A 20,720-nucleotide genomic window follows, 5' to 3' on the forward strand; every position below is an offset into this window, starting at 1 on the left:
TGAAGCCGCCACGATCTGGGATCACGTAGCCGGCGCAGGCGATCACGGATGTATGCCGGCGCCGTCGAGCAGGGTACCGGCTGTCGCGACGGCGAGGCCGTCGAGCCCCTGCGCCTGCACGACCGCCCACGCGCTGGACCCGTCGAACACGACGGTCAACTGCCGTGCCAGCAAGGCGGGGTCCTCGGCGCCGCCGCGCTCGGCCTCCTGCTGGAAGAACGCGGTCATCGCGTCCTTGCTGCGGCGGGCGACCAGGCTCGCCGGGTGCTCGGGCGACTTGACCTCCACCGCCGTCGCCACGAACGGGCAACCCCGGAAGTCCGGTGCCGCCGCCGACTCCTCCAGGCGCTCGAACACGTGCAGGATCCGCGCCCGCGGCGACCGTTCGTCGTCGGCGGAGCACTGCAGGAAAACCTGATAGTAGGCCAGGGCGCTGCGTTCGAGGCTCGCCGCCATCACCTCGTCCTTGCTGTCGAACAGCTGGTACATCGAGCGCTTGGACACCCCAGCCGTGCGGCACAACGCCTCCACGCCCACGCCCACGCCCTCCCGATAGAACAGCTCCGCCGCGGCGTCGAGCAGACGATCGCGCGTCGAGGCGGGAGCGGCCGGCTTCGTCGTCGGTGTCGGCGTCGGATTCGTCATGGGCCAAGGCTACGCCCCCGTTTGCATTCTGGAAACCGATCGGTTTACGGTGGGCGGGTGGAAACCGATCGGTTTCCAAGAGAGGAAAATGACTCATGACCAGCATCAAAGGCTCTGTGGCCATCGTCACCGGCGGCAGCCGCGGCATCGGCAAGGCACTCGTGGAGGCCCTCTACCAGCGCGGCGCCGCGAAGGTCTACGCCACAGCCCGCGACCCCCGGACGGTCACCCACCCGGACGCGATCCCGCTGGCCCTGGAGGTCACCGACCCCGGCTCCGTGGCGGCGGCCGCCGACCAGGCTCCGGACGCGACCATCCTGATCAACAACGCCGGAGTCCTGTTGAACGCGTCATTCCTCGACTCCTCCATCGACGACGTCCGCCGCGAGTTCGAGGTCAACTTCTACGGGCCGCTGCTCACCACCCGCGCCTTCGTCCCGCTCCTCGAACGCAACGGCGGCGGTCACATCCTCAACATCCATTCGGTGCTCTCCTGGTTCACGGCTCCCGGCGTCGAGGCCTACAGCGCGTCCAAGTCCGCGTTGTGGTCGCAGACCAACGCGCTGCGCCTGGCGCTGCGGCCGCGTGGTATCAACCTCACCGGGCTGCACGTCGGCTACGTCGACACCGACATGGCCTCCGGCGTCGACGCGGCCAAGACCTCCCCGCACAGCGTCGCGGAGCAGGCCTTGGACGGCATCGAGTCCGACGCCCCCGAAGTCCTCGCCGACGACCTGTCACGCCAGGTCAAGGCCGGTCTTTCCGCCGACCTCACCGCTCTGTACCCCCAGCTCACCGCCCCGAGGTAGCCGACGGGGACCGCGCCGCGCACTGGTGACGAGACGCCACCTGGCTCCGTCGCCATCTCGGCGCCTGACAGATCCCGCCCAAGTGATGCGGCGATCGCTACGCGATTGACCGCATCACCGCACCGGCTACTTCAGATCATCGACTCGGTCGAGCCGGCTATTACAGAGGGTCATTTTGCGGCTGATCGCACGGACCCGAGTGGAGGGCCTTACGAGCTTTGAACGACCCGCCGGTCCCAGGAAGGGCCGTAGTGCCGCTCCATGTTGTCCCGCATGAACCGGACCACCTCGGCCGGGGCCTTGGCCACCGAACCCGCGTCGTGCGGAGGCTGGGGGTCGTACTCGATCCCCAACTGCACGGCCTGGGCATAGGCCGGGCCTTCCAGCCGGTCGCAGAGCAGCAGTGCCATGTCGATGCCGGAGGACACGCCCGCGGCCGTCATGATCTTCCCATCTTCCACGACGCGTCTGGACACCGGTTCGGCGCCGAAGCAGCGCAGACTGTCCAGCTCGTACCAGTGCGAGGTGGCCTGACGGCCCCGGAGCAGGCCCGCGGCCCCGAGCAGCAGCGATCCGGTGCACACCGACGTCGTCCACGTGCTCGTGTCGTGCACCCGGCGCAGCCAGGCCAGAACCGTCTCGTCGGCCAGCAGGCCCTGGGTGGTGCTGCCACCGGCGACCACCACGATGTCCGGCCGCTCCATGCTCTCCAGCGGCTCGGCCACCAGCCCGAAACCCGGCTGATCGGCGGCGCACATCCCGGGCGTCGCCGAGACGAAGCACACCCGCGGATCGGGCAGGCGCCTCAGCACCTCGAACGGCCCGGTGGCGTCCAGGGAGGTGAAACCTTCGTAGATGAGGATGGCGACGTCCACGTTCTTGCCTGCTCTCGTCAGGTGCGGCCCGATTGATTTTATCGACCGATCGATTAAACTTGCTCCATGGTAAGCGTTGGAAACGACTTAGACCAGCGCGTTCGCGCGGACATCGCCGTTCTCGGCGGCGGCACCGCCGGGGCGGTCGTCGCCGGGCGCCTGATCGAGACCACCTCCCTGTCCGTGGTGGTCGTGGAGGCCGGACCGGACTACGGGCCGTTCGCCGCCGGGCGCTGGCCCCGCGAACTGCTCGACAGCTCCACGCTGCCGGAGACCCACGACTGGGGATACCGGGGCCCCGGCGCCCTCCCCGAACGCGACCTGCCGCTCGATCGCGCCCGCGTCATCGGCGGCTGCTCATCCCACAACGGCTGCTCCCAGACCGTCGGCCACGCCGCCGACTACCGGTCATGGGGGCTGTCCTGGACCGACGCGTCGATCTCCGAGCTGATGAGGCAGGGCGCGGCCAGGCTCCGCGTCCGCCAGGACTTTGACGACGAGCTCACCCCGTTCCAGGCCGCGGCGATGGAAGCCATGATCCTGTCCGGTGTGCCGCGCACGGATGACCTGGACGACCTGTTCGGAGGCGCCGGCTGCGGCCCGTCGCCGGTCAACAACCCTGACGGCGTCCGCTGGAACAGCGCGTTCGCCTACCTGGACCCGGTTCGGGGCTACCTCGGCCGGGGGCACGGTGCCCTGGATCCTGCACAGGGCTCCTTGGGCCCGAAGCACGGCGCCCTGGGCTCGGGACGCGACTCCTTGGGCCTGGAGCGGGGCTCCTTGGGCCTGGAGCGCGGCGTCCTGGACTCGGGGCGCGGCGACGCGCGGCTTCGCGTGATTGACCACGCGCTGGTCGAGCGCCTCGAACTGCACGGCTCGGTGATCCGCCGCGCGCACGTGCGGCGCGGGCGGGAGCGGCTCACCGTGGAGGCCGACCGCTTCGTCCTGTGCGGCGGCGCGTACGGCAGCCCCGAAGTCCTGCTGCGCAGCGGCATCGGACCGGCCGGCGAGCTGGCCGCCCTCGGCGTGGAACCCCTCCTCGACCTACCCGGCGTCGGCCGCAATCTGCACGACCACCCCACCCTGGAGCTGCGGTACGCCGCGAGCGACGAGCTGGTGCGACGACTCTCCGACCACGAGCGCGAGCGAGCGGCGGTCCCGGACGAGCAGGTGATCGGCAAGGCATTGTCCCCCGGCGGCCGGGCACCGTACGACCTGCATCTCCTTCCGTGGACCGGCAGAGAATCCGGAGGCTGGACCTGCGTGTTGCCCGCTGCCTGCCTCACACCACGATCCCGGGGCGCCCTGCGGCTGACATCTCCCGACCCCGGAGCCAGACCGATCGTCGACCACGCCTACCTGACCGACCCCGAAGGGAGTGATCTGGCGGTGTTGCGGTACGGCATCGACCTGTGCCGGCGCATGGCCGCCTCACCGGCGCTGGCCCCGCTCCTGGGGCGCCCCCTCGACGAGTTCACCGCAGCATTCATCGCGGACCGGCGAGACGAATCCACCGCGACCCCACAAGACGGATTCAGCGCGGCCCCGCGCGAAGGGCTCACCGCGGCCCCGCGAGCGGGCGAGGCCGCGATGCGCGCCGCCGCCGCCCACTACTGGCACCCCGTCGGCACGTGCGCGATCGGCACGGACCCGGACGCGGGAGCCGTCGTCGACACCTCCGGGCGGCTGTACGGCACCGACAACCTCTGGGTCATCGACGCCTCGATCATCCCGGTGATCCCCCGGGCCACAACGAACCTTCCCGTCGTCGCTCTCGCCGAGCACCTTGTACGCGCACTGATCTGACGGCATCGGCATCTCCGTTCAGCCGAACGTGGCCACGTACGCCTACGTGACTTTGTCGACGGGGATTGGCTCCACCTGACAGTCGGCGAGTTTCGGTACCACGCGTCTACCGTGAGTCGCCCACAGGCGAAGCCGGAGGACGAACAACCTTCACCCCGGCGTATGCATCAGCCGCGAAACTCCCTTCATCCCGGAAAGCCCTTTGAGCGCGGCGGTGATCGAAGTGAGGTTGGACGGGTCGGCCAGTACGAGGCGGAAGCTCCCACCGGTGAACGACGCGATGGTCCTCACGCTCAAGGTTCGTGGTCCGATCCCGGCCCTGGCAGGCCCCGGGTCATTCCGAGGAGCACAGAGACTGACCTGCGCGTGGGCCTTGCCGATCCAGAAGTCCGTTCTCCACGCATAGACCGAGCCGACCCCGGGCAGTTTCGCCAGCCTGTCGGCCTGCTTGGCGTTCACGACCTCGACCTTGGCATCGAAGTATTCGGGCATGTCGCTTTTGCGGGAGGCTGCGGCCTTGGCCCGCAGCATCGCCGACCGATCCCCATCCACCACGACGCGGGCATTGGCTCCGTCGATGAGCAGCAAAAGTTGGCGCGCCGGACGCGAAGCCTTCGCCTGGCGCGCTAGCGAACCCAGCCGGTGTAGCGCCGGCCCCCCTTCGGATCCTCGCGCCACCCTGAACGGCCGCCCGCACCCTCTGGCTGGAGCGCGGCGGAGACGGCCCGGACGAGCCAGGCGTTGACGGAGAGCCCTTCGCGGCTGGCCGCCTCCTCGATACGCGGCTTGAGCTGCTCGGGGACACGCAGCGAGATCCGCGACGTGCCACCCTCCTCACCGTCCTGCGGCACCGCCGTCGAAACCGAGGGCGTCCCCGAGGCCCCCGGAGCCCCGCGTCCCGCTGGACTTCCCGAGCCGGGTGAGGCACCCGAACCCGACCACCGCCGGCCGGCCGCCCCACCCGGCAGCGCGTCAAAACCGCCCTCGCTCTCGTCATCCAGCGAGCGGTCCGTGGGCGGCGGTGTCACGACGAAGGAGGGGTCGCGTCCGCGCAGCCGCACATCGACCGATCCCGGTGCGAGCTCACGGGTAATCTCGTCAGCGGCGGCGGACAACGCCTCCAGCAGGACGAGCCGCGTGGCCGACTCCAGCGGCGAGGTGAGGCGCTCGGCGAGCGCGCGCGCATCGTCGCCGCCCGCTTCGGCGGCGACCGCGAGTTCGCGGCGCAGATTGTCGACGTACGGCGCGAGATCCATGACATCACTATGGCGCCATAATGGCGTCAGTGCAAGCTCGAAGCGCTGCTCACCTTTGACGCCACCCCGCTGCCCAGCAGGCGATAGCACTCGCCTCCGCCACAGAGGCGCCCGCTACGAATCCCACCCGCACGGGCCATCAGCATGCCCTTAACCGGCACAGAGATACCTTACCCAGATGGAAACCGTCACGCTGGACCGCCTGGACCGCTGCCTGGTACACGCGCTCCAGATCGACGGCCGAGCGCCCTTCAGCAAGATCGGCGACGTGCTCGGCGTCTCCGAGAACACGATCGCCCGCCGCTACCGGCGGCTGCGTTCGGCCGGGATACTCCGCGTCGTCGGCGTGGTCGACGGGTTCCGGCTCGACTACGTATCGTGGGCGATCCGCCTGCGCTGCACCCCGGACGCCGGAAGCGCGGTCGCCGCCGCCCTGGCCCGCCGTAACGACACCGCCTGGGTGAGCCTGCTCTCCGGCGGCACCGAGATCGCCTGCGGCACCCTGGCCCGGACACCCGCCGAACGCGACGTGCTCCTCCTGGAGAAACTCCCCCGCAGCCGACAGGTGGTGGGCGTCACCGCGCACCGCATGCTGCACAGGTTCGCCGGCGGGCCGGCGGGCTGGGCGGGCCTGCGGGCACTGTCGGCCGAGCAGGCAGCCGCACTCCAGCCTCCACCCCCCGCCGACCCGGTCGTCCTCGACGAAACCATCCAGCTCGACGCAGCGGACCACGCGCTACTGGAGAGCCTGTCGAAGGACGGGCGCACCCCCCACACCGACCTGGCCGTGATCACCGGCTGGTCGGAGTCGACCGTACGGCGGCGCATGGCGCACCTGCGGCAGGCCGGGATCCTCTACTTCGACGTCGACATCCCACCCGAACCCCTCGGCTTCCACGCCGAGGCCTGGCTGTGGATGTCCGTGAAGCCCGCCAAGCTCGCCGCCGTGGGCGAGGCTCTGGCCCGGCACCCGGAGGTCACTGTGGCCGCCGCCACGACGGGTCCCGCCAACCTCTTCGCCGGCGTCACCTGCCGGGATTCCCACGATCTGTACCGGTACCTGACCGAGCGCATCGGATCGCTGAAGGCCGTACGGCACGTCGAGACGGCACCCCTGATCCGGACCGTCAAGCGAGCCGGCGCCATCCTGCCCACGTGACGTAAGGCGCCGACCGCCTTGACGTGCCACGCCCAGAGCCGCCCATCGGATTCCGTCTCCACCACCGCCCCTCGTGCCGGAAATCGCCGCATCGCCGCGCCTGGCTCGCCTTCACCCACGTCAAGCGCCGACAGTTGCCGACGACCAGAAGGGATCCACCACCATGCATGTGATCGTCATCGGCGCCGGTCTCGGCGGCCTGTGCCTGGCCCAGCGGCTGCGCCAGGACGGCATCAGCGTCTCCGTACACGAGCAGGACCCGACACCCGTCTTCCGTGACCAGGGCTACCGTCTCCATATCAACGCCGACGGCCGTCGCGCCCTCGAACACGCCCTTCCACCACGGCTGTGGCGGCTGTTCCTGGCCACCGCCGGGACACCCGGCCCCCGCTCGGTCTTCCTCGACGAGCAACTCGTCCCGCGATGGACGGCCGAAGCGGAGCCCGGACCCGCACCCCTGGCGGTCGACCGGCTGACGCTACGCCAGATCCTGCTGTCCGGGCTGGACGACATCGTCACCTTCGGCAAGACATGCACCGGCTTCGAAACCACCCCCACCGACGCCGTCGCCACCACGAACAGCCGCATCACCGCCCACTTCGCCGACGGCAGCACCGTGACCGGCGACGTGCTCGTGGCCGCCGACGGCGTGAACTCCGTCATCCGCCGTCAGCTCCTCCCCCACGCCCGTGTCGTCGACACCGGCCTGCGCCAGCTCTACGGCAAGATCCCGCTGAACGACCAGACCCGGGAGCTGTTCAGCGACGACATGTTCAACGTCTTCACCGCGATCGTCGGCCCCCGCAACGCATTCATCGGGGTGGCACCGGTGGAGTTCCCAGAGCCGATACACCAGGCCGTCCTCCGGCACGCCCCCGCCGTCCGGCTCCGCGCCGTTCAGGACTACATGACCTGCAGCTTCGGCATCCGCGGTGAGCACCTCCCCCGCACCGACGACGAACTCCACCGCATGACCGGCGCCGAACTCCGCGCGATGGTGCTGGACCTGATCGACAGCTGGCATCCCCGCGTCCGGCGCATCGTGCAGGAATGGGATCCGGCCAGCATCTTCCCCGCCGTACTGCGTACCAGCGTCCCCATCGAGGCATGGCCCACCACCGCCGTCACCCTGCTGGGTGACGCCATCCACGCGATGAGCCCGGCGGGCGGGGTAGGCGCCAACACCGCGCTGCGGGACGCGGCCACGCTGGCGGACGCCCTGAACAAGGCGGCACACGGACGCCCGCTCGTGACGGCGCTGCGCGACTACGAGACGGCCACGATCGACTACGGGTTCGCCGCGGTACGTGCCTCCGCCGACAACGGCCACCGCTTCCTCGGCCAGAACCCGCTCCCCACGGCATGAACCCGGGACCCGTCACACCACCACCCATGGTCAGCCTCGTGGCCGCGAGCATGGCGATGGCCGGCGCCCGTTCGGCCTGATTGCTGGGCCTAAGACCGGCCGCCGCAAACTGGGCACGACTTACTAACATTGCCAGTCATGGAGTTGACGGAGCGATTCACGTGGCGTGGAAGGCAGATTGCCTGGGGACGCGCGGGGGCGGGGCCGGCCGTGGTGTTCTGTCATGGCACGCCGTTCTCGTCGGTGTTGTGGCAGCCGTTCGCGGAGGCCTTGAGCAGCGACTTCACCGTCTACCTGTGGGACATGCCCGGATATGGCCGTTCCTCCAAGCAGGCCGAGCATCCCGTGGATTTCGGCGCGCAGGCCGACGCGTTCGCGGCGCTGCTCACGCACTGGGGGTTGGACCGGCCACACGTGATCGCCCACGACTTCGGCGGTGCCGTATCCCTGCGCACGCACCTGACCCTGGGCGTCGATTACGCCTCGCTCATGCTCGTCGACGTGGTGGCCATCCCGCCCAGCGGCTCGCCCTTCTTCACGTTCGTGCAAGACCATCCTGACGTCCTGGCACAGCTACCGGCCTACATCCACACCGCCATCGTGCGTGCCTACATTCAGGGCGCGAGCCACCGCGGCCTACGCGACGACGATCTCGACGCCCTCGTGCATCCGTGGACGGGGGAGGAAGGCCAGCCCGCCTTCTACCGGCAGATCGCCCACTACGACGAGCGCTTCCTCGAAGAGAACGAAGAACAATTGGGCCGCGTCAGCATCCCGGTAAGGATCCTGTGGGGCTCCCACGACACGTGGATCCCCACCGATACCGCCCGACGCCTGCAGAGCCTGATCCCCGCCGCCGAACTCTCGCTGATCGACGCCGCCGGTCACCTGGTCCACCACGACGCGCCCGTCCCGCTCATGAACGAAATCCGCACCTGGCTCACCACCGGCTGAGGCACCGCATGCGATCGCCGCACGCTCGCGCAAGATTGACCCATGGACATCGACCGCGCCCGCACCGCCTTCGCCGCCGCTTATCGGGAGTTCACGGCGGCGGTGAGCGGGATCGACCTGCTCCAGCCCACCAGGTGCGCCGGATGGGCCGCCGTCGACCTGCTCTTCCACGTGCTCTGCGACGCCCAGCGCGCACTCGTCACCCTCGCCACCCCCGCGGACGGGCCGCCCGACGTCGACTACGTGACCTACTGGGCCCCTTTCAAGCCGGGCGTGGACGGTGCGGACGGCCACGCCTGGTGGGTGCGTAGATCCGCGTCCGCCTTCACGCGGCCTTCCGGCGTCGTGCGGGTCTGGCAGGACACCGCCCCCGCGGCGGTGCGGGCGGCGCTGGCCGCCGACCCCGCCGGGTTCGTCGCGACTCAAGGCCATGTGCTCGCCGTCCCCGACTTCCTGGCCACCCTGGCCACCGAGGCCGCCATCCACCACCTCGACCTCCAGGCGGATCACCCGCCCGCGCCGGAGGCGCTGGAACTCGCGGGCGAGACGCTCGACGGCCTGCTCGGTACGGCCCGGCCGTCCCAGCTGGATCTGCCCACCTACGTCCTGACGGCTACGGGACGGCTGTCCTCAGACGACGAGAGGTTCCCGCTGCTGGGTTAGCCCTCGACGACCTGGAAGGAGTCAGCCGGCCTGCCGTTACGACCAAGCCCCGCCGCGAACGGCCTCACCCGGGATGCTAATTTGACGGTTCGTGTCTGACTACCTGCGCGAGTTGTTCTCCCTGGACGGCCGGCGAGCCCTGGTGACAGGCGGAAGTTCCGGCATCGGTTACGCCATGGCCGAAGCGATCGGCCGGGCCGGCGCCGAGGTCGTGATCGTGGCTCGCCGGGAGGCCGAGCTCGACAAGGCCGTACACCAGTTGGGTCAGCACGGCGTGACGGCCTCCCGCATCAGCGCCGACCTCGGTGACCGCGCCGCGGTCGAACGGGTCTGCGCCGGCGCCGGCCGGATCGACATCCTGGTCAACGACGCCGCCAACAACATCCGCAAGCCCATGGGCGAGCTCACCGACGACGACTACGAGCAGACCATCGCCGTCAACCTGACCGCCCCCTACCTGTTCGGCCAGCACTTCGGCCCGCGCATGGCCGAACGGGGCTGGGGACGGATCATCAACGTGGGCTCCCAGCAGACCGTCAGCGCCTTCGGCAACAGCGGGGTGTACGGCGCGGCCAAGGCAGGCATCGCCGGACTCACCCGATCGCAGGCCGAAGCCTGGTCACGCCAGGGCGTGTGCGTCAACACGATCATCCCCGGCTTCGTGCTGACACCGCTGACCGAGCCGGCCCAGGCCATCCCCGGCCGGGTCGAGGCGCTCGCCGCCCGTCACATGGTCGGCCGTAACGGCGTGCCGGACGATTTCGCCGGTGCCGCGGTGTTTCTGGCCGGTGCCGCCTCCGCGTTTGTCACCGGACAGATGCTGTTCGTCGATGGTGGCTTTTTCGTGCACTGACCCGGCCGAGCGCCTTTACTTTGTAGATTACTTACCACGAATGTGGACGCTGAACAGGGCCCCCACCGCGCCGTGGAAGCCCTGTCCGACGCTCGACTGATCAGTCGCAGTGTTCGAAGCCGCTGTCGTAGGTGGAGGAGCCTGCCTTACCGCCCCACTTCACACACTTGTCCGCCGCCGAGGCCCGCACCGGCCCCGCGTAGTAGGAGAAGTTGCCCGTATCGGTGATCCTGCTGCTTCCCTGCACTTCCAGGTAGGCGGTCGTCGCCGTGGCGGTGCCCAGGGAGGTGCTCTTCAGCGTGGTGACGCAGTTGTAGCCGGTGGAGCTGTTGTAGAGCAGGTAGACCTTGCCCGAGGTGCCGAGGGCCACCGAGTCGATCACGCTGTAGCCGTCGCCGCAGACTTCCTGCGGGGTGTACGGGTTGGTGGTGTTACCGCAGTTCTTGGAGGTCAGCGTCTGGATGGGGTAGCCGTAGGTCGTACCGTTGAAGACGGCCTTCTGGATGTTGGACGGATAGTCGCTGCCGAGCCGTACCTCGTAGTGGAGGTGGGGTGAGATGGCGTTGCCGGGTTTGCTGGTGTTGCCGACGGTGCCGATCTTCTGTCCCTGGGCGACGGTCTGGCCCTCGCTGACCGAGCGGACGTTCAGGTGCGCGTAGTAGGTCGCCCAGCCGCCACCGTGGTCGATCTTGACGAGGTTGCCGTAGCCGTTGGTGGAGCCCTGGTGGGCGGAGATGACCACCGTGCCCGCCGCGGCGGCCACCACGGGGTCGCCGAGGTCGGCGTCGGCCGTGCTGCCCCTGTTGAAGTCGATCTCCCACGACACGTGGGCGCTGCTCGCGCTGGAGTTGCCGGTCCAGCTCTGTCCGCAGGGGAAGGGCAGTTGGAAGTTGGTGGCCGTGACGCTCACGTCCGCCGTCACCTGGTTGGGCGGGTCGCCGCCCTCGTCGCCTGGGTCGGCGGCGGCGACGCTCAAGAACAGGGCTAAACCGGCGATCGCGATTGCTCCGATTTTCACAGGGACCCCTTCTGCACCGAATGTGTCTTGTTAGGGCCCAGAGTGGGAATGATCCATACAAAAAACATACAGAAGGCTGCCATGGTGTCCTTCCAGGTGTTCGGCTCGCTGGAGGCGCGGGCCGGAGGGCGGCCACTGCGCATCTCCGGCAGGAAGCCGCGCATGCTGCTGGCCACGCTGCTTCTCGACGCCAACCACCTCGTCAGCGCGGACCTGCTGGCCGAAGTGCTGTGGGAACGCCCGCCCCGCTCGGCGCAGGCGAACCTGCGCACCTACGCCAGTTCCCTGCGCTCCTCTCTCGGCGCGCGCATCCGCGCCGAGGGCGCCGGCTACCTGATCGAGGTCGCCCCACAGGACCTCGATCTGCTGCGGTTCGAGGGTCTGGTGGCTCGCCGCGACCCCGACGCGCTGGCCGCCGCGCTCGCGCTGTGGCGCGGCGCGCCGCTGTCCGACCTGCCGGAGCACCCGCTGTGGACGCGCAGGCTCGTCCTCCTTCACGAGGTACGGCTGGCCGCCGCCCGCGAGCTGATCGCCGCCCGCCTCGAACAGGGAGAGTACGGCGAGGCGGTCGCCCTGCTGCGCCCCCTGTGCGCGGAACATCCCTTCCGCGAGGACCTGTGGGGGCAGCTCATGCTCGCCCTGCACTGGAGCGGCCGGCAGGCGGAGGCGCTGGCCTGCTACACCACGATCAGGCGGCAACTGATCACCGAACTGGGCGTGGAGCCGGGAGCGGGACTACGCGAGGCGCAGGCCAGGGTGCTGGACGGCGGCCCGCCGCCCGTCGTGGTCGCGGGCACGGTCCGGGTGACCGAGGCGGTCGCGCCCGTCCCCAAACAGCTCCCCCCTGACGTGCCCGACTTCGTGGGCCGCGTCAACGAGTCGGTGGCGCTTACGGGCCCATTCTCCCTCGCGGTGATCTCGGGTCCGCCAGGGTCGGGCAAGAGCGCGCTGGCCGTCCACAACGCCTACGCCCTCGCCGACAGGTGCCCCGCGGGACAGCTGTTCCTCAGCCTGGCCGCCAACGACCCCGCCGACCTGCTCGCCCAGGCGCTCAGGGCGATGGGCGCGACCTCGATCCCCTCCTCCCCCGCCGAACGCTCGGCTTTGTACCGCTCGATCCTGGCCGACCGCCCGATGCTCGTGGTGCTCGACGACGCCATGGACGCCTCGCAGGTACGGCCCCTGCTGCCGGGCCGCGGGCCGTCGGTGATCGTGACCAGCAGGACGAAGCTCACCTCGCTGCCCGGCGCGCTCCAGATCCAGCTGAAGCCACTGTCGAGGTACGAGGCCGAGGACCTGCTGCGCGGGATCATCGGCGAGGCGAGGACGGCACGGGAGCCGGAGGCGGCCGCGGCGATCGTGCGGGCGTGCGGGTTCGTGCCGCTGGCCGTACGGATCGCCGGGGCCCGGCTGGCGGCGCGGCCCGGCTGGCCGCTCGCGGTGTTCCAGAGCCGGCTCATGGACGAGTCCCGCAGGATCGGCGAGCTGCGCATCGGCGACCTCGACGTGCGTACGGGACTCGACCACAGCTACCGGGGCCTGCCGGGCGAGGCCGCCCGGGCCCTGCACACCCTCGGCAGGCTGAGCGGCGCGCCGATGCCCGGCTGGGTGGTCGACGCCGTGCTCGACCGGCATCGCGCGGACGACGTCACCGACGCCCTGCTGGAGGCCGACCTGTTACGGCTGGTCGGCACCGACCGGCTCGGCCAGCCGCGCTACCAGCTGCCCGACCTGGTCCGCTGTCACGCGCTCGAACAGGATCCCGATCCCGCCGCGCTCGCCAGGGTGGTCGCCGGATGGACCGCGACCACCGAGCTGGCCACCGCCAAGCTGCCCACCACGGTGTTCACCCTCAGCTCGGCCGCCGCGGAACGCTGGTTGCTGCCGCGCGGCACCCTCGACCGGCTCACCGCCGATCCGGTGGCCTGGTTCGAGGTCGAACACGGGGCGCTGGAGGACGCCGTGAGCCTGGCCGCGTCGGCCGGCATGGCGGAGCAGGCGTGGGGATTGGCCGCCGCGATGGTCCCCTACCTCGATCTTCGCTGCCATCTCGACACCTGGCAGCGCACCCACCGCACCGCGCTGGCGGCCGCCAGGGTCGCGGGGGACACCTACGGCGAGGCCGCCATGCTCCGCGGCCTCGCGCAGGTCTGCCTCTACCAGGACCGCTATGCCGAGTCGGAGGAGATGTTCGTCCGCGCCCGCAGGGCCTTCCGCGAGTTCGGCGACACCAGGGCGGAGGCCACCTCCGTCTGCGGGCTCGGCGCCGTCGCGCAGTTCCGCGGCCGGCACCCCGTCGCGCTGTCCCATTTCCGGCAGGCCCTGGCGATGTTCGGCTCGATGGGCGATCTCAGCGGCGAGGCGTTCACCCGGCAGGCCATCGGCAGGGTCTGGCTGAAGTCCGGCGACCCCGTCCAGGCGGCGCGCTGGCTGGGGCAGGCGCTGCGCCTGGCCCAGGAGCTCGGCGACGTCCACCGCGAGGGCTGCGTGTCCATCCAGCTCGGTGGCCACCACGTCGAGCGCGCGCTGGAGATCTTCGAAAGCCTCGGCGACCCGCACTGCGGCGCCTACGCGCTGCAGCGGCTGGCGGGGCTCCAGGCCGCGCGCGGCGATCTCGTCCCCGCCTCCACGGGTCTCGAACGTTCGCTGGCGGTCTTCAAACAGCTCGGCGACCGCAGCGGGCAGGCGTCTTCGGCCGAACTCCTCGGCGAGTTGTACCGCTCGGCGGGCAGGGCCGAGCTGGCCCGCGACTACCTGAGCGAGGCCGTGGCGCTCAGGGGTTCCCTCGCCGCGGAAGCCGTCTGACCCCCTCCTCTCCTGGTCGGTCAGAGGCCGTCGACGGCGATGACGGCTTCGGCGAAGGCCTGCGGCGCTTCCTGCGGCACGTTGTGCCCGATTCCGCGCAGAGTCCGATGCGCGTACTCGCCGGAGAACTTGCCGCGATACGCCGCGCCATCCCCAGCGGGCGTGAAGGGGTCCGACTCACCGTCGAGGGTGATCGTGGGCACGGCGATGACGGGGCCTTCGGCAAGTCGCTTTTCGAGCCGGTCGTATCTCGGGTCGCCCTTGGCCAGACTCAGCCGCCAGCGGTAATTACCGATCACGATGCTGACGTAGTCCGGATTTTCGAAGGCCGCCGCGGTGCGATCGAAGGTGGCATCATCGAAATCCCACGTCGGGGAGTTGAACTTCCAGACGAGCTTCGCCAAATCGTGCCGGTTCTCCTCAAGGCCGAGCCGGCCCCGCTCCGTGGCGAAGTAATACTGATACCACCAGGCCCACTCGGCCTTCGGCGGCAGCGGGCGTCTGTTGTTCTCCCGGTTGGTGATCAGATAGCCGGTCACGGAGACCAGGGCCTTGCAGCGCTCCGGCCAGAGCGCTGCGATGATGTCCGCCGTCCGCGATCCCCAGTCGAAACCGGCGAGGATCACCTTCTCGATCTTGAGGGCGTCCAGCAGAGCGATGACATCGAGCGCGATCACCGACTGCTGGGCATTTCTGAACGTCTTGCTCGACAGAAAACGCGTGGTGCCATGGCCGCGCAGATACGGGACGATCACCCGGTAGCCCTTCGCCGCCAGCAAAGGCGCGACGTCGACATAGCTGTGAATGTCATAGGGCCAGCCGTGCAGAAGAACGACCGCGGGACCATCGGCGGGACCGGCTTCGGCGTAGCCCACATTCAGGACGCCGGCGTTGATCTGCTTGAGCGGACCGAAGGACGCGTTCTTCATCGCCACCGAGGAGAGACTGACCCAGTTTCCGAGCAAGGCCGCGGCCGCAATTTTGCCGAATGCTCGTCTGTTAATCATCTGAGCCCTTCCTAGGGGCGCGCCCTGCCGCGGGCAGCTCGTAAAGCGCCTCGGTCGTCAGAGGCCGCAACCCCGCCGAGACACCGGCGCCATGTCGCGTCAAGAGAGCTGGACCGGCGCCTGCCGAGTTCTCAGCGTACGCCTGCTACCAGGGACGATGCCATGACCGGCCAGGTGGTGGCGACCCCGGGGAACCTCGCGCCGGGCCGGCCTACTTCTTGCGGAACTTCTCGAGCATGAAGTCCAGGCGCGCGGCGATCGTGTCCCCCTCATGGTGATGAATGAGATGTACGGGCGGAACGGGGGGTGGCGTCCTGGATCACTCCCGGTCCAGCTCATGCGAGAGCTGCTCCAGCTCCGCTCCCCCCGCCATCAGCCCGGTCAGTTCCTCCCGGGTGATGTCCCCCTTGCCGTACTCGCCCAGGCTCGTCCCCCGGTTGAGCAGCAGGAACCGATCCCCCACCGGATAAGCGTGGTGTGGATTGTGCGTGATGAACACCACGCCGAGCCCCCGGTCGCGGGCCCTGGCGATGTAGCGCAGGACGACGCCCGCCTGCTTGACGCCCAGCGCCGAGGTGGGCTCGTCGAGGATGAGCACCCGGGCGCCGAAGTGGACGGCCCTGGCGATCGCCACCGACTGCCGCTCGCCGCCGGACAGCGTGCCGACGGGCTGGTCGACGTCGCGGATGTCGATGCCCATGGCCTGGAGTTCCTCGCGGGCCACCCGGCGGGCGGTGGCCACGTCGAAGGCCAGGCCCTTGCGGGGTTCGGAGCCGAGGAAGAAGTTTCGCCACACCGACATCAGGGGGATCATCGCCAGGTCCTGGTAGACGGTGGCGATGCCGCGATCCAACGCCTCTCTGGGGCTGCCGAAGCGCACCTCGGAGCCGTCGACGAGGAACGACCCGGTGTCGTGCTGGTGCACCCCGGCGAGGATCTTGATGAGCGTCGACTTGCCGGCGCCGTTGTCGCCCAGGACGCAGGTGACCTTGCCCGCCTCGACGCTCATCGACACCTCGCGCAGCGCCAGTACCGAGCCGAAGGACTTACCGATGTCGCGCGTCTGGATGATCAATGCTTCACCTCCTCGGCGTACCGCCGGACCAGGCGGTTGGCCAGGGTGGCCAGCAGGAGCATCGCGCCGAGGAAGAACTTGAACCAGTCGGCGTCCCAGCCCAGGAAGACGATGCCCTTGTCGGCCATGCCGAAGATCACCGCGCCGATGGCGGCGCCGATCGCCGAGCCGTACCCGCCCGTGAGCAGGCAGCCGCCGATCACGGCGGCGATGATGTAGATGAACTCCTGCCCGATGCCGATGTTGGCCTGCACGGAGGTGTACCGCAGGGCCAGGATCGAGCCGACCAGCCAGGCCGCGACCGCGGTCGTCATGAACAGCGCGATCTTGGTACGGGCGGCGGGCACGCCGACCGCGCGGGCCGCCTGCTCGTTGCCACCGACCGCGAAGATCCAGTTACCCGCCCTGGAACGCATGAGCACCCAGGTCGCCGCGGCGGTGACGAACACCCACCACAGGATCGCCACGCGGAAGGAGGTGCCGCCGATCTCGATGGTGCCCGCGAAGATCGTCCGGGCGGTCTCGTAGCCCGCGGCCCTGCGCAGGCCGCTGACCTGCACGGTGCCGGTCAGCGCCTTGGTGACGCCCAGGTTGATGCCCTGCAGCATGAGGAACGTGCCGAGCGTCACGATGAAGCTGGGCAGCCGGGTCCTGGTGACGATCAGCCCGTTGGCGAGTCCGATGAGCAGTGCGACGACCAGCCCGGCGAGCATGGCCGTCCACACGTCGAAGCCGTAGCGGGTGGCGAGCGTGACCAGGATGAGCCCGGTCGTGCCGGTCAGCACGCCGGCCGACAGGTCGAACTCGCCGCCGATCATCAGCAGCGCGATCGCGACGGCCATGATGCCGAGTGTCGCGGCCGGGTCGAGCCAGTTCGCGATGCCGGCGGGTGAGCGGAACACCGGTGACTGGGCGGCGAAGAACACGAACACCGCGATCAGGCCGACGACCGCGCCCAGTTCCGGACGGATCAGCAGCCGGCGTGCCAGGCCGACCTTGCTGATCCGTTCGTCGGAGGAGACGGTGGGGGCGACGGTCATCGGGTGCCGGCTTCTGCCAGCTTCGCCACCTGCTCGGCGTTGTCCTTGGTCACGAAGCCGGGGCCGGTGTTGACCGGCAGGCCGCCGCCGACGGTGTTGAGGTTGTTCTTGTACAGGTAGAGGAAGACGATCGGCAGGTAGCCTTGAAGGTACTGCTGCTGGTCCACCGCGAACAGGATGTCCCCGTCCTTGATCGCGCTCACCACGTCGCCCGACAGATCGAACGTGCCCAGTTTGGTCTGCGTCCCGGCGTCCTTGATGGCGTCGCGGGCGGCGACGGCGACCGCCGGGTTGAGCGTGAGCACGCCGTTGAGCTGCTTGTCGGACTGGAGCTTGGCGGTGACCTTGGAGGTCACGTCCGCCAGGTTGCTCACGTCGACCTGCAGCCGCTCGACCGTGCCGCCGAGTGTGGCCTCGGCGCCCTTGCACCGCTGGTCGAGGCCGACATTGCCGGCCTCGTGGATGACGCACAGCAGCTTGGTGACCCCGGCGGCCTTGAGTTGCTCGCCCGCGCCGCGCCCGGCCACCTCCTCGGACTGACCGACATGGGTGATGGCGCCGAACGCCTTGGAGGAGTCGCTGCCGGAGTTGATCGTCACAACGGGGATCTTGGCGGCGACGGCCTTGCCGATGGACTCCTTGAGCGCGTCGGGGTTGGCCATGGACACCACGAGGCCGTCGACCTTCTCCGACACCGCCTGGTCGATGAGCTGCGACTGCTTGGCCGGGTCGCCGTCGCCCTGGTAGGTGACCTTCGCGGCGTACTGCTTGCCGGCGGCCTCGGCGCCGTTCTTGACCACGTCCCAGAAGGAGTCTCCGGGTCCGGCGTGGGTGATGACGGCGAAGGTGCCGCCGCCGGCCGCGGCGGGCGCGGATCCGGCGGGAGGGGCACTGCTCTGCGCGCCGGGTTGCTGCGCCGAGGAGCAGCCGCTCAACGTCAGAGCGCCCAGCAACGCCACCACGATCGGGATTCGTCTCATCCGACACCTCCAAGACCAACGGGCTCGCCCTGGTTGTATCCCAATGTCATCTCTTTGTATAGACATGCTGACTAATGGGCTGATCATCTTTTCGCCGTGATGTCAGGACGTAAGATCGGCGCACACGCGCCCACACAGATTAGTAGAACGGAATTATCCGTTCCCGTATGCTGGGCGCATGACCTCTGTACCGATGAGCGGCCGCAAGGCACAGGCCGCCCGCAACGACGAGTTGATCCTCCAGGCGGCACGGGCGGTGTTCACCGCCGATCCCGGTGCCCCGATAGCCTCCGTGGCCGAGCGGGCCGGCGTCGGGATCAGCGCCCTCTACCGGCGTTATCCCAGCAAGGAGGCCCTGCTGCAGAAGCTCTGCTTCGACGGGCTGACGTTGTACATCGCCGCCGCGGAGAAGGCGATGGCCGACCAGGGCGACCCCTGGGAGGCCTTCGCCACCTACATGCGGGAGATCGTCGACGCCGACACCCACTCTCTCACGATCGCGCTGGCCGGGACGTTCCAGCCGACGGAGGAGCTCTATCAGGCCGCCACGCGGGCCAGTGACCTGGCGATCCAGGTGCACGGCAAGGCGTCCGGGGCGGGGGTGCTCCGGCAGGACATCACGGTGTCGGACGTGGCGTTGCTGTTCGAGCAGCTCGCCTCGGTCAAGCTGGGTGACCACGGGCGCACCGACCAGCTCCGGCACCGCTACCTGGCGCTGGTGCTCGACTCGCTGCGGCTGCCGCCGGACAAGCGGCCCCTGCCCGGCCCGCCGCCGGAGGACGCCGAGCTGCGGGCCCGCTGGGCGCCCGGCTCGGCCTAGTCCTCCCCCGCCTTCCAGTGGAACAGGTACGACATCACGAAGCCGAGCAGCCCGGTGACCCCGGCCGCCACGGTCATCGCCATCCCGAGGCTCGACACGGCGCCGGAGACCAGCCCCGGGTCACCGGCGACCAGGCCGGCGGCCTGGGCCAGCACCACCGCGATGCCGAGGGCCAGGAACACGACCAGCCCGATCTTGAAAAGGGTCATCGTCGCGCGCTTGAGGGTGTCCACTGCGAGGTTCCTTTCGATCAGATCGGCAGCACGCCGGTCGCCACCAGCACGCCGAGGGCCAGGATGGGGACGACGAACCAGATGATGAGCCGGCCGAAGATCCTGGCCGGGTCGATGCCGGCGATGCCGCTGGCGATGTAGATCGGGGCCGCGCCGGGGGGCGAGGCGCCCTCGGTGGAGGCGAAGATCATGATGGCGGTGGCCGCGGCGGCCGGCGCGACGCCGGCCGCCGTCAGCGCGCTGAAGGCCACGCCGCCGACGGCGGCGATCGTCGCGGTCCCGGTCAGCGGCGCCGCGATGATCACGATCAGCAGCCCGACCAGCGTGGCGATGACGACCGCCGGCGCGTCCAGCTCTTTCATGATGGCGGTGAGCTGGTCGACCAGGCCGAGCTCGCCCAGGCTGGCCGCGGCCGCGAAGGCGAAGAACAGCGTCGCGCCGATCACCACGTAGCGCGGGGCCATGTCGCCGAGCAGCTCACTCCAGGCGCGCCCGGTGCGCGGCAGCCGCTTCCAGGCGACGGCCAGCGTGGCCAGGACGGTCAGCACGGGGATCCAGACGACGATGCTGATGTCGTCCGCGGCCTCGCCGACCCGCGACTCCATCCATTTGACGCCGAAGTCGAGCGTCAGCACGACCGGCACGGCGATGCCCGCGTACACCAGCAACGACGCCCACCCGGCGCGCAGGGCGGCCCGCAGCGGGATCAGGTCGGCGGCGTCGGTGGCCTCGATGCGGTGGCGCCGCACCCAGACGAACACGACGATGAAGCGGTAGAGCACGGTCCACAGCCCGCCGACGAACGCGGGCACGAAGAGCTGGTCGGCCGTCAGGACGGGCGCCACGGCGGCCGAGCCGAGCAGCAGGAACATCGACGAGCTCGGCGGGATCGAGATGCCCAGCCCGGCGTTGCCCGCCACCAGCGCGGCGCCCAGGTCGGGCCGCCAGTTGGATCTGGTCATCCACGGGATCGTCACCGAGCCCACCGAGGCGGCGATGCCGGACCCGGAGCCGGCGGGCCCGCCGAGCAGCGCCGCGGCCGAGGTGGAGACGTATCCGGCGCCGCCGCGCAGCCGCCCGAAGATCGAGTTGAGCACCGTCACCTGCTCCTGGATCAACCCCAGCTTCGTCAGCAGGTAGCCCATGAACACGAAGGCCAGGGCGGCGAACACGACCTCCTCGGCCAGGGCGTCGGAGATGCCCGCCCAGGCCAGGCCGAAGAATCCGGTGCCGCCGAACAGGCACACCCCGAGGAACCCGATGAGCATCGCCTCACCGATGTTGCGTTTCAGCACGCCGTTCCAGACGACGATGATGGCGATGTAGGCGAGGAGTGCCCAGATGGCGCTTCCCATG

General features: G+C 69.7%; 20 protein-coding genes. 9 read left to right on the forward strand and 11 right to left on the reverse strand.

The features are described 5' to 3' along the window. Window positions 1-42: 42 nt before the first annotated feature. Window positions 43-645, reverse strand: coding sequence for a TetR/AcrR family transcriptional regulator (locus KLK06_RS06115; protein ID WP_214634308.1), 603 nt, complete (start codon window positions 643-645; stop codon window positions 43-45). A gap of 95 nt (window positions 646-740) precedes the next feature. On the opposite strand from KLK06_RS06115, the gene KLK06_RS06120 reads away from it, so the two are divergent. Continuing rightward, a complete protein-coding gene (locus KLK06_RS06120; protein WP_214634309.1) occupies window positions 741-1,454 on the forward strand; it encodes an SDR family oxidoreductase in 714 nt (237 codons plus the stop codon). 209 nt (window positions 1,455-1,663) lie between these two features. On the opposite strand, the gene KLK06_RS06125 is transcribed toward KLK06_RS06120, so the two are convergent. Continuing rightward, window positions 1,664-2,329 (reverse strand): DJ-1/PfpI family protein, encoded by a 666-nt coding sequence (locus KLK06_RS06125; RefSeq protein WP_214634310.1) that lies wholly within the window; start codon window positions 2,327-2,329, stop codon window positions 1,664-1,666. Window positions 2,330-2,395: 66 nt separating this feature from the next. On the opposite strand from KLK06_RS06125, the gene KLK06_RS06130 reads away from it, so the two are divergent. After that, window positions 2,396-4,135 carry a GMC family oxidoreductase gene (locus tag KLK06_RS06130; RefSeq protein ID WP_214634311.1) on the forward strand — a complete coding sequence of 580 codons (1,740 nt, stop codon included), beginning with the start codon at window positions 2,396-2,398 and terminating at the stop codon, window positions 4,133-4,135. Between the two features lie 150 nt (window positions 4,136-4,285). On the opposite strand, the gene KLK06_RS06135 is transcribed toward KLK06_RS06130, so the two are convergent. Together KLK06_RS06135 and KLK06_RS06140 are read right to left on the reverse strand one after the other, a co-directional pair. Further along, a complete protein-coding gene (locus KLK06_RS06135) occupies window positions 4,286-4,723 on the reverse strand; it encodes a hypothetical protein (RefSeq protein WP_214634312.1) in 438 nt (145 codons plus the stop codon). A 38-nt stretch (window positions 4,724-4,761) separates the two neighbouring features. After that, window positions 4,762-5,391 carry a hypothetical protein gene (locus KLK06_RS06140; protein WP_214634313.1) on the reverse strand — a complete coding sequence of 210 codons (630 nt, stop codon included), beginning with the start codon at window positions 5,389-5,391 and terminating at the stop codon, window positions 4,762-4,764. 178 nt (window positions 5,392-5,569) lie between these two features. On the opposite strand from KLK06_RS06140, the gene KLK06_RS06145 reads away from it, so the two are divergent. The 5 genes from KLK06_RS06145 to KLK06_RS06165 all read left to right on the forward strand — a co-directional run bounded on the left by KLK06_RS06145 (window position 5,570) and on the right by KLK06_RS06165 (window position 10,386). Beyond that, window positions 5,570-6,550: an Lrp/AsnC family transcriptional regulator gene (locus tag KLK06_RS06145; RefSeq protein ID WP_214634314.1), complete on the forward strand. Its 981-nt coding sequence runs from the start codon at window positions 5,570-5,572 to the stop codon at window positions 6,548-6,550. Between the two features lie 163 nt (window positions 6,551-6,713). Then, on the forward strand, window positions 6,714-7,916 hold the full coding sequence (locus KLK06_RS06150; protein ID WP_214634315.1) for an NAD(P)/FAD-dependent oxidoreductase: 1,203 nt from the start codon (window positions 6,714-6,716) through the stop codon (window positions 7,914-7,916). A 138-nt stretch (window positions 7,917-8,054) separates the two neighbouring features. Next, window positions 8,055-8,870, forward strand: a complete 816-nt coding sequence (locus KLK06_RS06155; protein ID WP_214634316.1) for an alpha/beta fold hydrolase — start codon at window positions 8,055-8,057, stop codon at window positions 8,868-8,870. Between the two features lie 42 nt (window positions 8,871-8,912). Continuing rightward, entirely contained in the window at window positions 8,913-9,533 is a 621-nt protein-coding gene (locus KLK06_RS06160; protein ID WP_214634317.1) for a maleylpyruvate isomerase N-terminal domain-containing protein, read from the forward strand. A gap of 91 nt (window positions 9,534-9,624) precedes the next feature. Next, window positions 9,625-10,386: an SDR family NAD(P)-dependent oxidoreductase gene (locus tag KLK06_RS06165; RefSeq protein WP_214634318.1), complete on the forward strand. Its 762-nt coding sequence runs from the start codon at window positions 9,625-9,627 to the stop codon at window positions 10,384-10,386. A gap of 100 nt (window positions 10,387-10,486) precedes the next feature. Here the strand turns inward: KLK06_RS06165 and KLK06_RS06170 are convergent, their stop codons facing one another. Further along, a complete protein-coding gene (locus KLK06_RS06170) occupies window positions 10,487-11,404 on the reverse strand; it encodes a M23 family metallopeptidase (protein WP_214634319.1) in 918 nt (305 codons plus the stop codon). An 81-nt stretch (window positions 11,405-11,485) separates the two neighbouring features. Here KLK06_RS06170 and KLK06_RS06175 point away from each other — a divergent pair, with 81 nt between their 5' ends. Continuing rightward, window positions 11,486-14,209: a BTAD domain-containing putative transcriptional regulator gene (locus KLK06_RS06175; protein ID WP_214634320.1), complete on the forward strand. Its 2,724-nt coding sequence runs from the start codon at window positions 11,486-11,488 to the stop codon at window positions 14,207-14,209. 20 nt (window positions 14,210-14,229) lie between these two features. Here the strand turns inward: KLK06_RS06175 and KLK06_RS06180 are convergent, their stop codons facing one another. From KLK06_RS06180 to KLK06_RS06195, 4 genes are all read right to left on the reverse strand, one after another. After that, window positions 14,230-15,216, reverse strand: coding sequence for an alpha/beta fold hydrolase (locus KLK06_RS06180; protein WP_214634321.1), 987 nt, complete (start codon window positions 15,214-15,216; stop codon window positions 14,230-14,232). Between the two features lie 319 nt (window positions 15,217-15,535). Next, entirely contained in the window at window positions 15,536-16,291 is a 756-nt protein-coding gene (locus tag KLK06_RS06185; RefSeq protein WP_214634322.1) for an ATP-binding cassette domain-containing protein, read from the reverse strand. Continuing rightward, window positions 16,288-17,331 (reverse strand): ABC transporter permease, encoded by a 1,044-nt coding sequence (locus KLK06_RS06190; RefSeq protein ID WP_214634323.1) that lies wholly within the window; start codon window positions 17,329-17,331, stop codon window positions 16,288-16,290. The genes KLK06_RS06185 and KLK06_RS06190 overlap by 4 nt, the downstream gene beginning before the upstream one ends. Continuing rightward, complete coding sequence (locus tag KLK06_RS06195; RefSeq protein WP_214634324.1) at window positions 17,328-18,311, reverse strand: sugar ABC transporter substrate-binding protein; 984 nt, start codon at window positions 18,309-18,311, stop codon at window positions 17,328-17,330. Before KLK06_RS06195 ends, KLK06_RS06190 begins: the two co-directional genes overlap by 4 nt. Window positions 18,312-18,489: 178 nt before the next feature. Between KLK06_RS06195 and KLK06_RS06200 the strand changes: the two genes are divergently transcribed. After that, entirely contained in the window at window positions 18,490-19,131 is a 642-nt protein-coding gene (locus KLK06_RS06200) for a TetR/AcrR family transcriptional regulator (protein WP_250904945.1), read from the forward strand. Here the strand turns inward: KLK06_RS06200 and KLK06_RS06205 are convergent. Together KLK06_RS06205 and KLK06_RS06210 are read right to left on the reverse strand one after the other, a co-directional pair. Continuing rightward, window positions 19,128-19,364, reverse strand: coding sequence for a hypothetical protein (locus KLK06_RS06205; protein ID WP_214634325.1), 237 nt, complete (start codon window positions 19,362-19,364; stop codon window positions 19,128-19,130). The genes KLK06_RS06200 and KLK06_RS06205 overlap by 4 nt on opposite strands. Window positions 19,365-19,381: 17 nt before the next feature. Beyond that, window positions 19,382-20,719 (reverse strand): TRAP transporter large permease subunit, encoded by a 1,338-nt coding sequence (locus KLK06_RS06210; RefSeq protein ID WP_214634326.1) that lies wholly within the window; start codon window positions 20,717-20,719, stop codon window positions 19,382-19,384. Window position 20,720: the final 1 nt, after the last annotated feature.

The sequence above is a fragment of the Nonomuraea sp. NEAU-A123 genome, from assembly GCF_018603905.1.
GTDB lineage: Bacteria > Actinomycetota > Actinomycetes > Streptosporangiales > Streptosporangiaceae > Nonomuraea.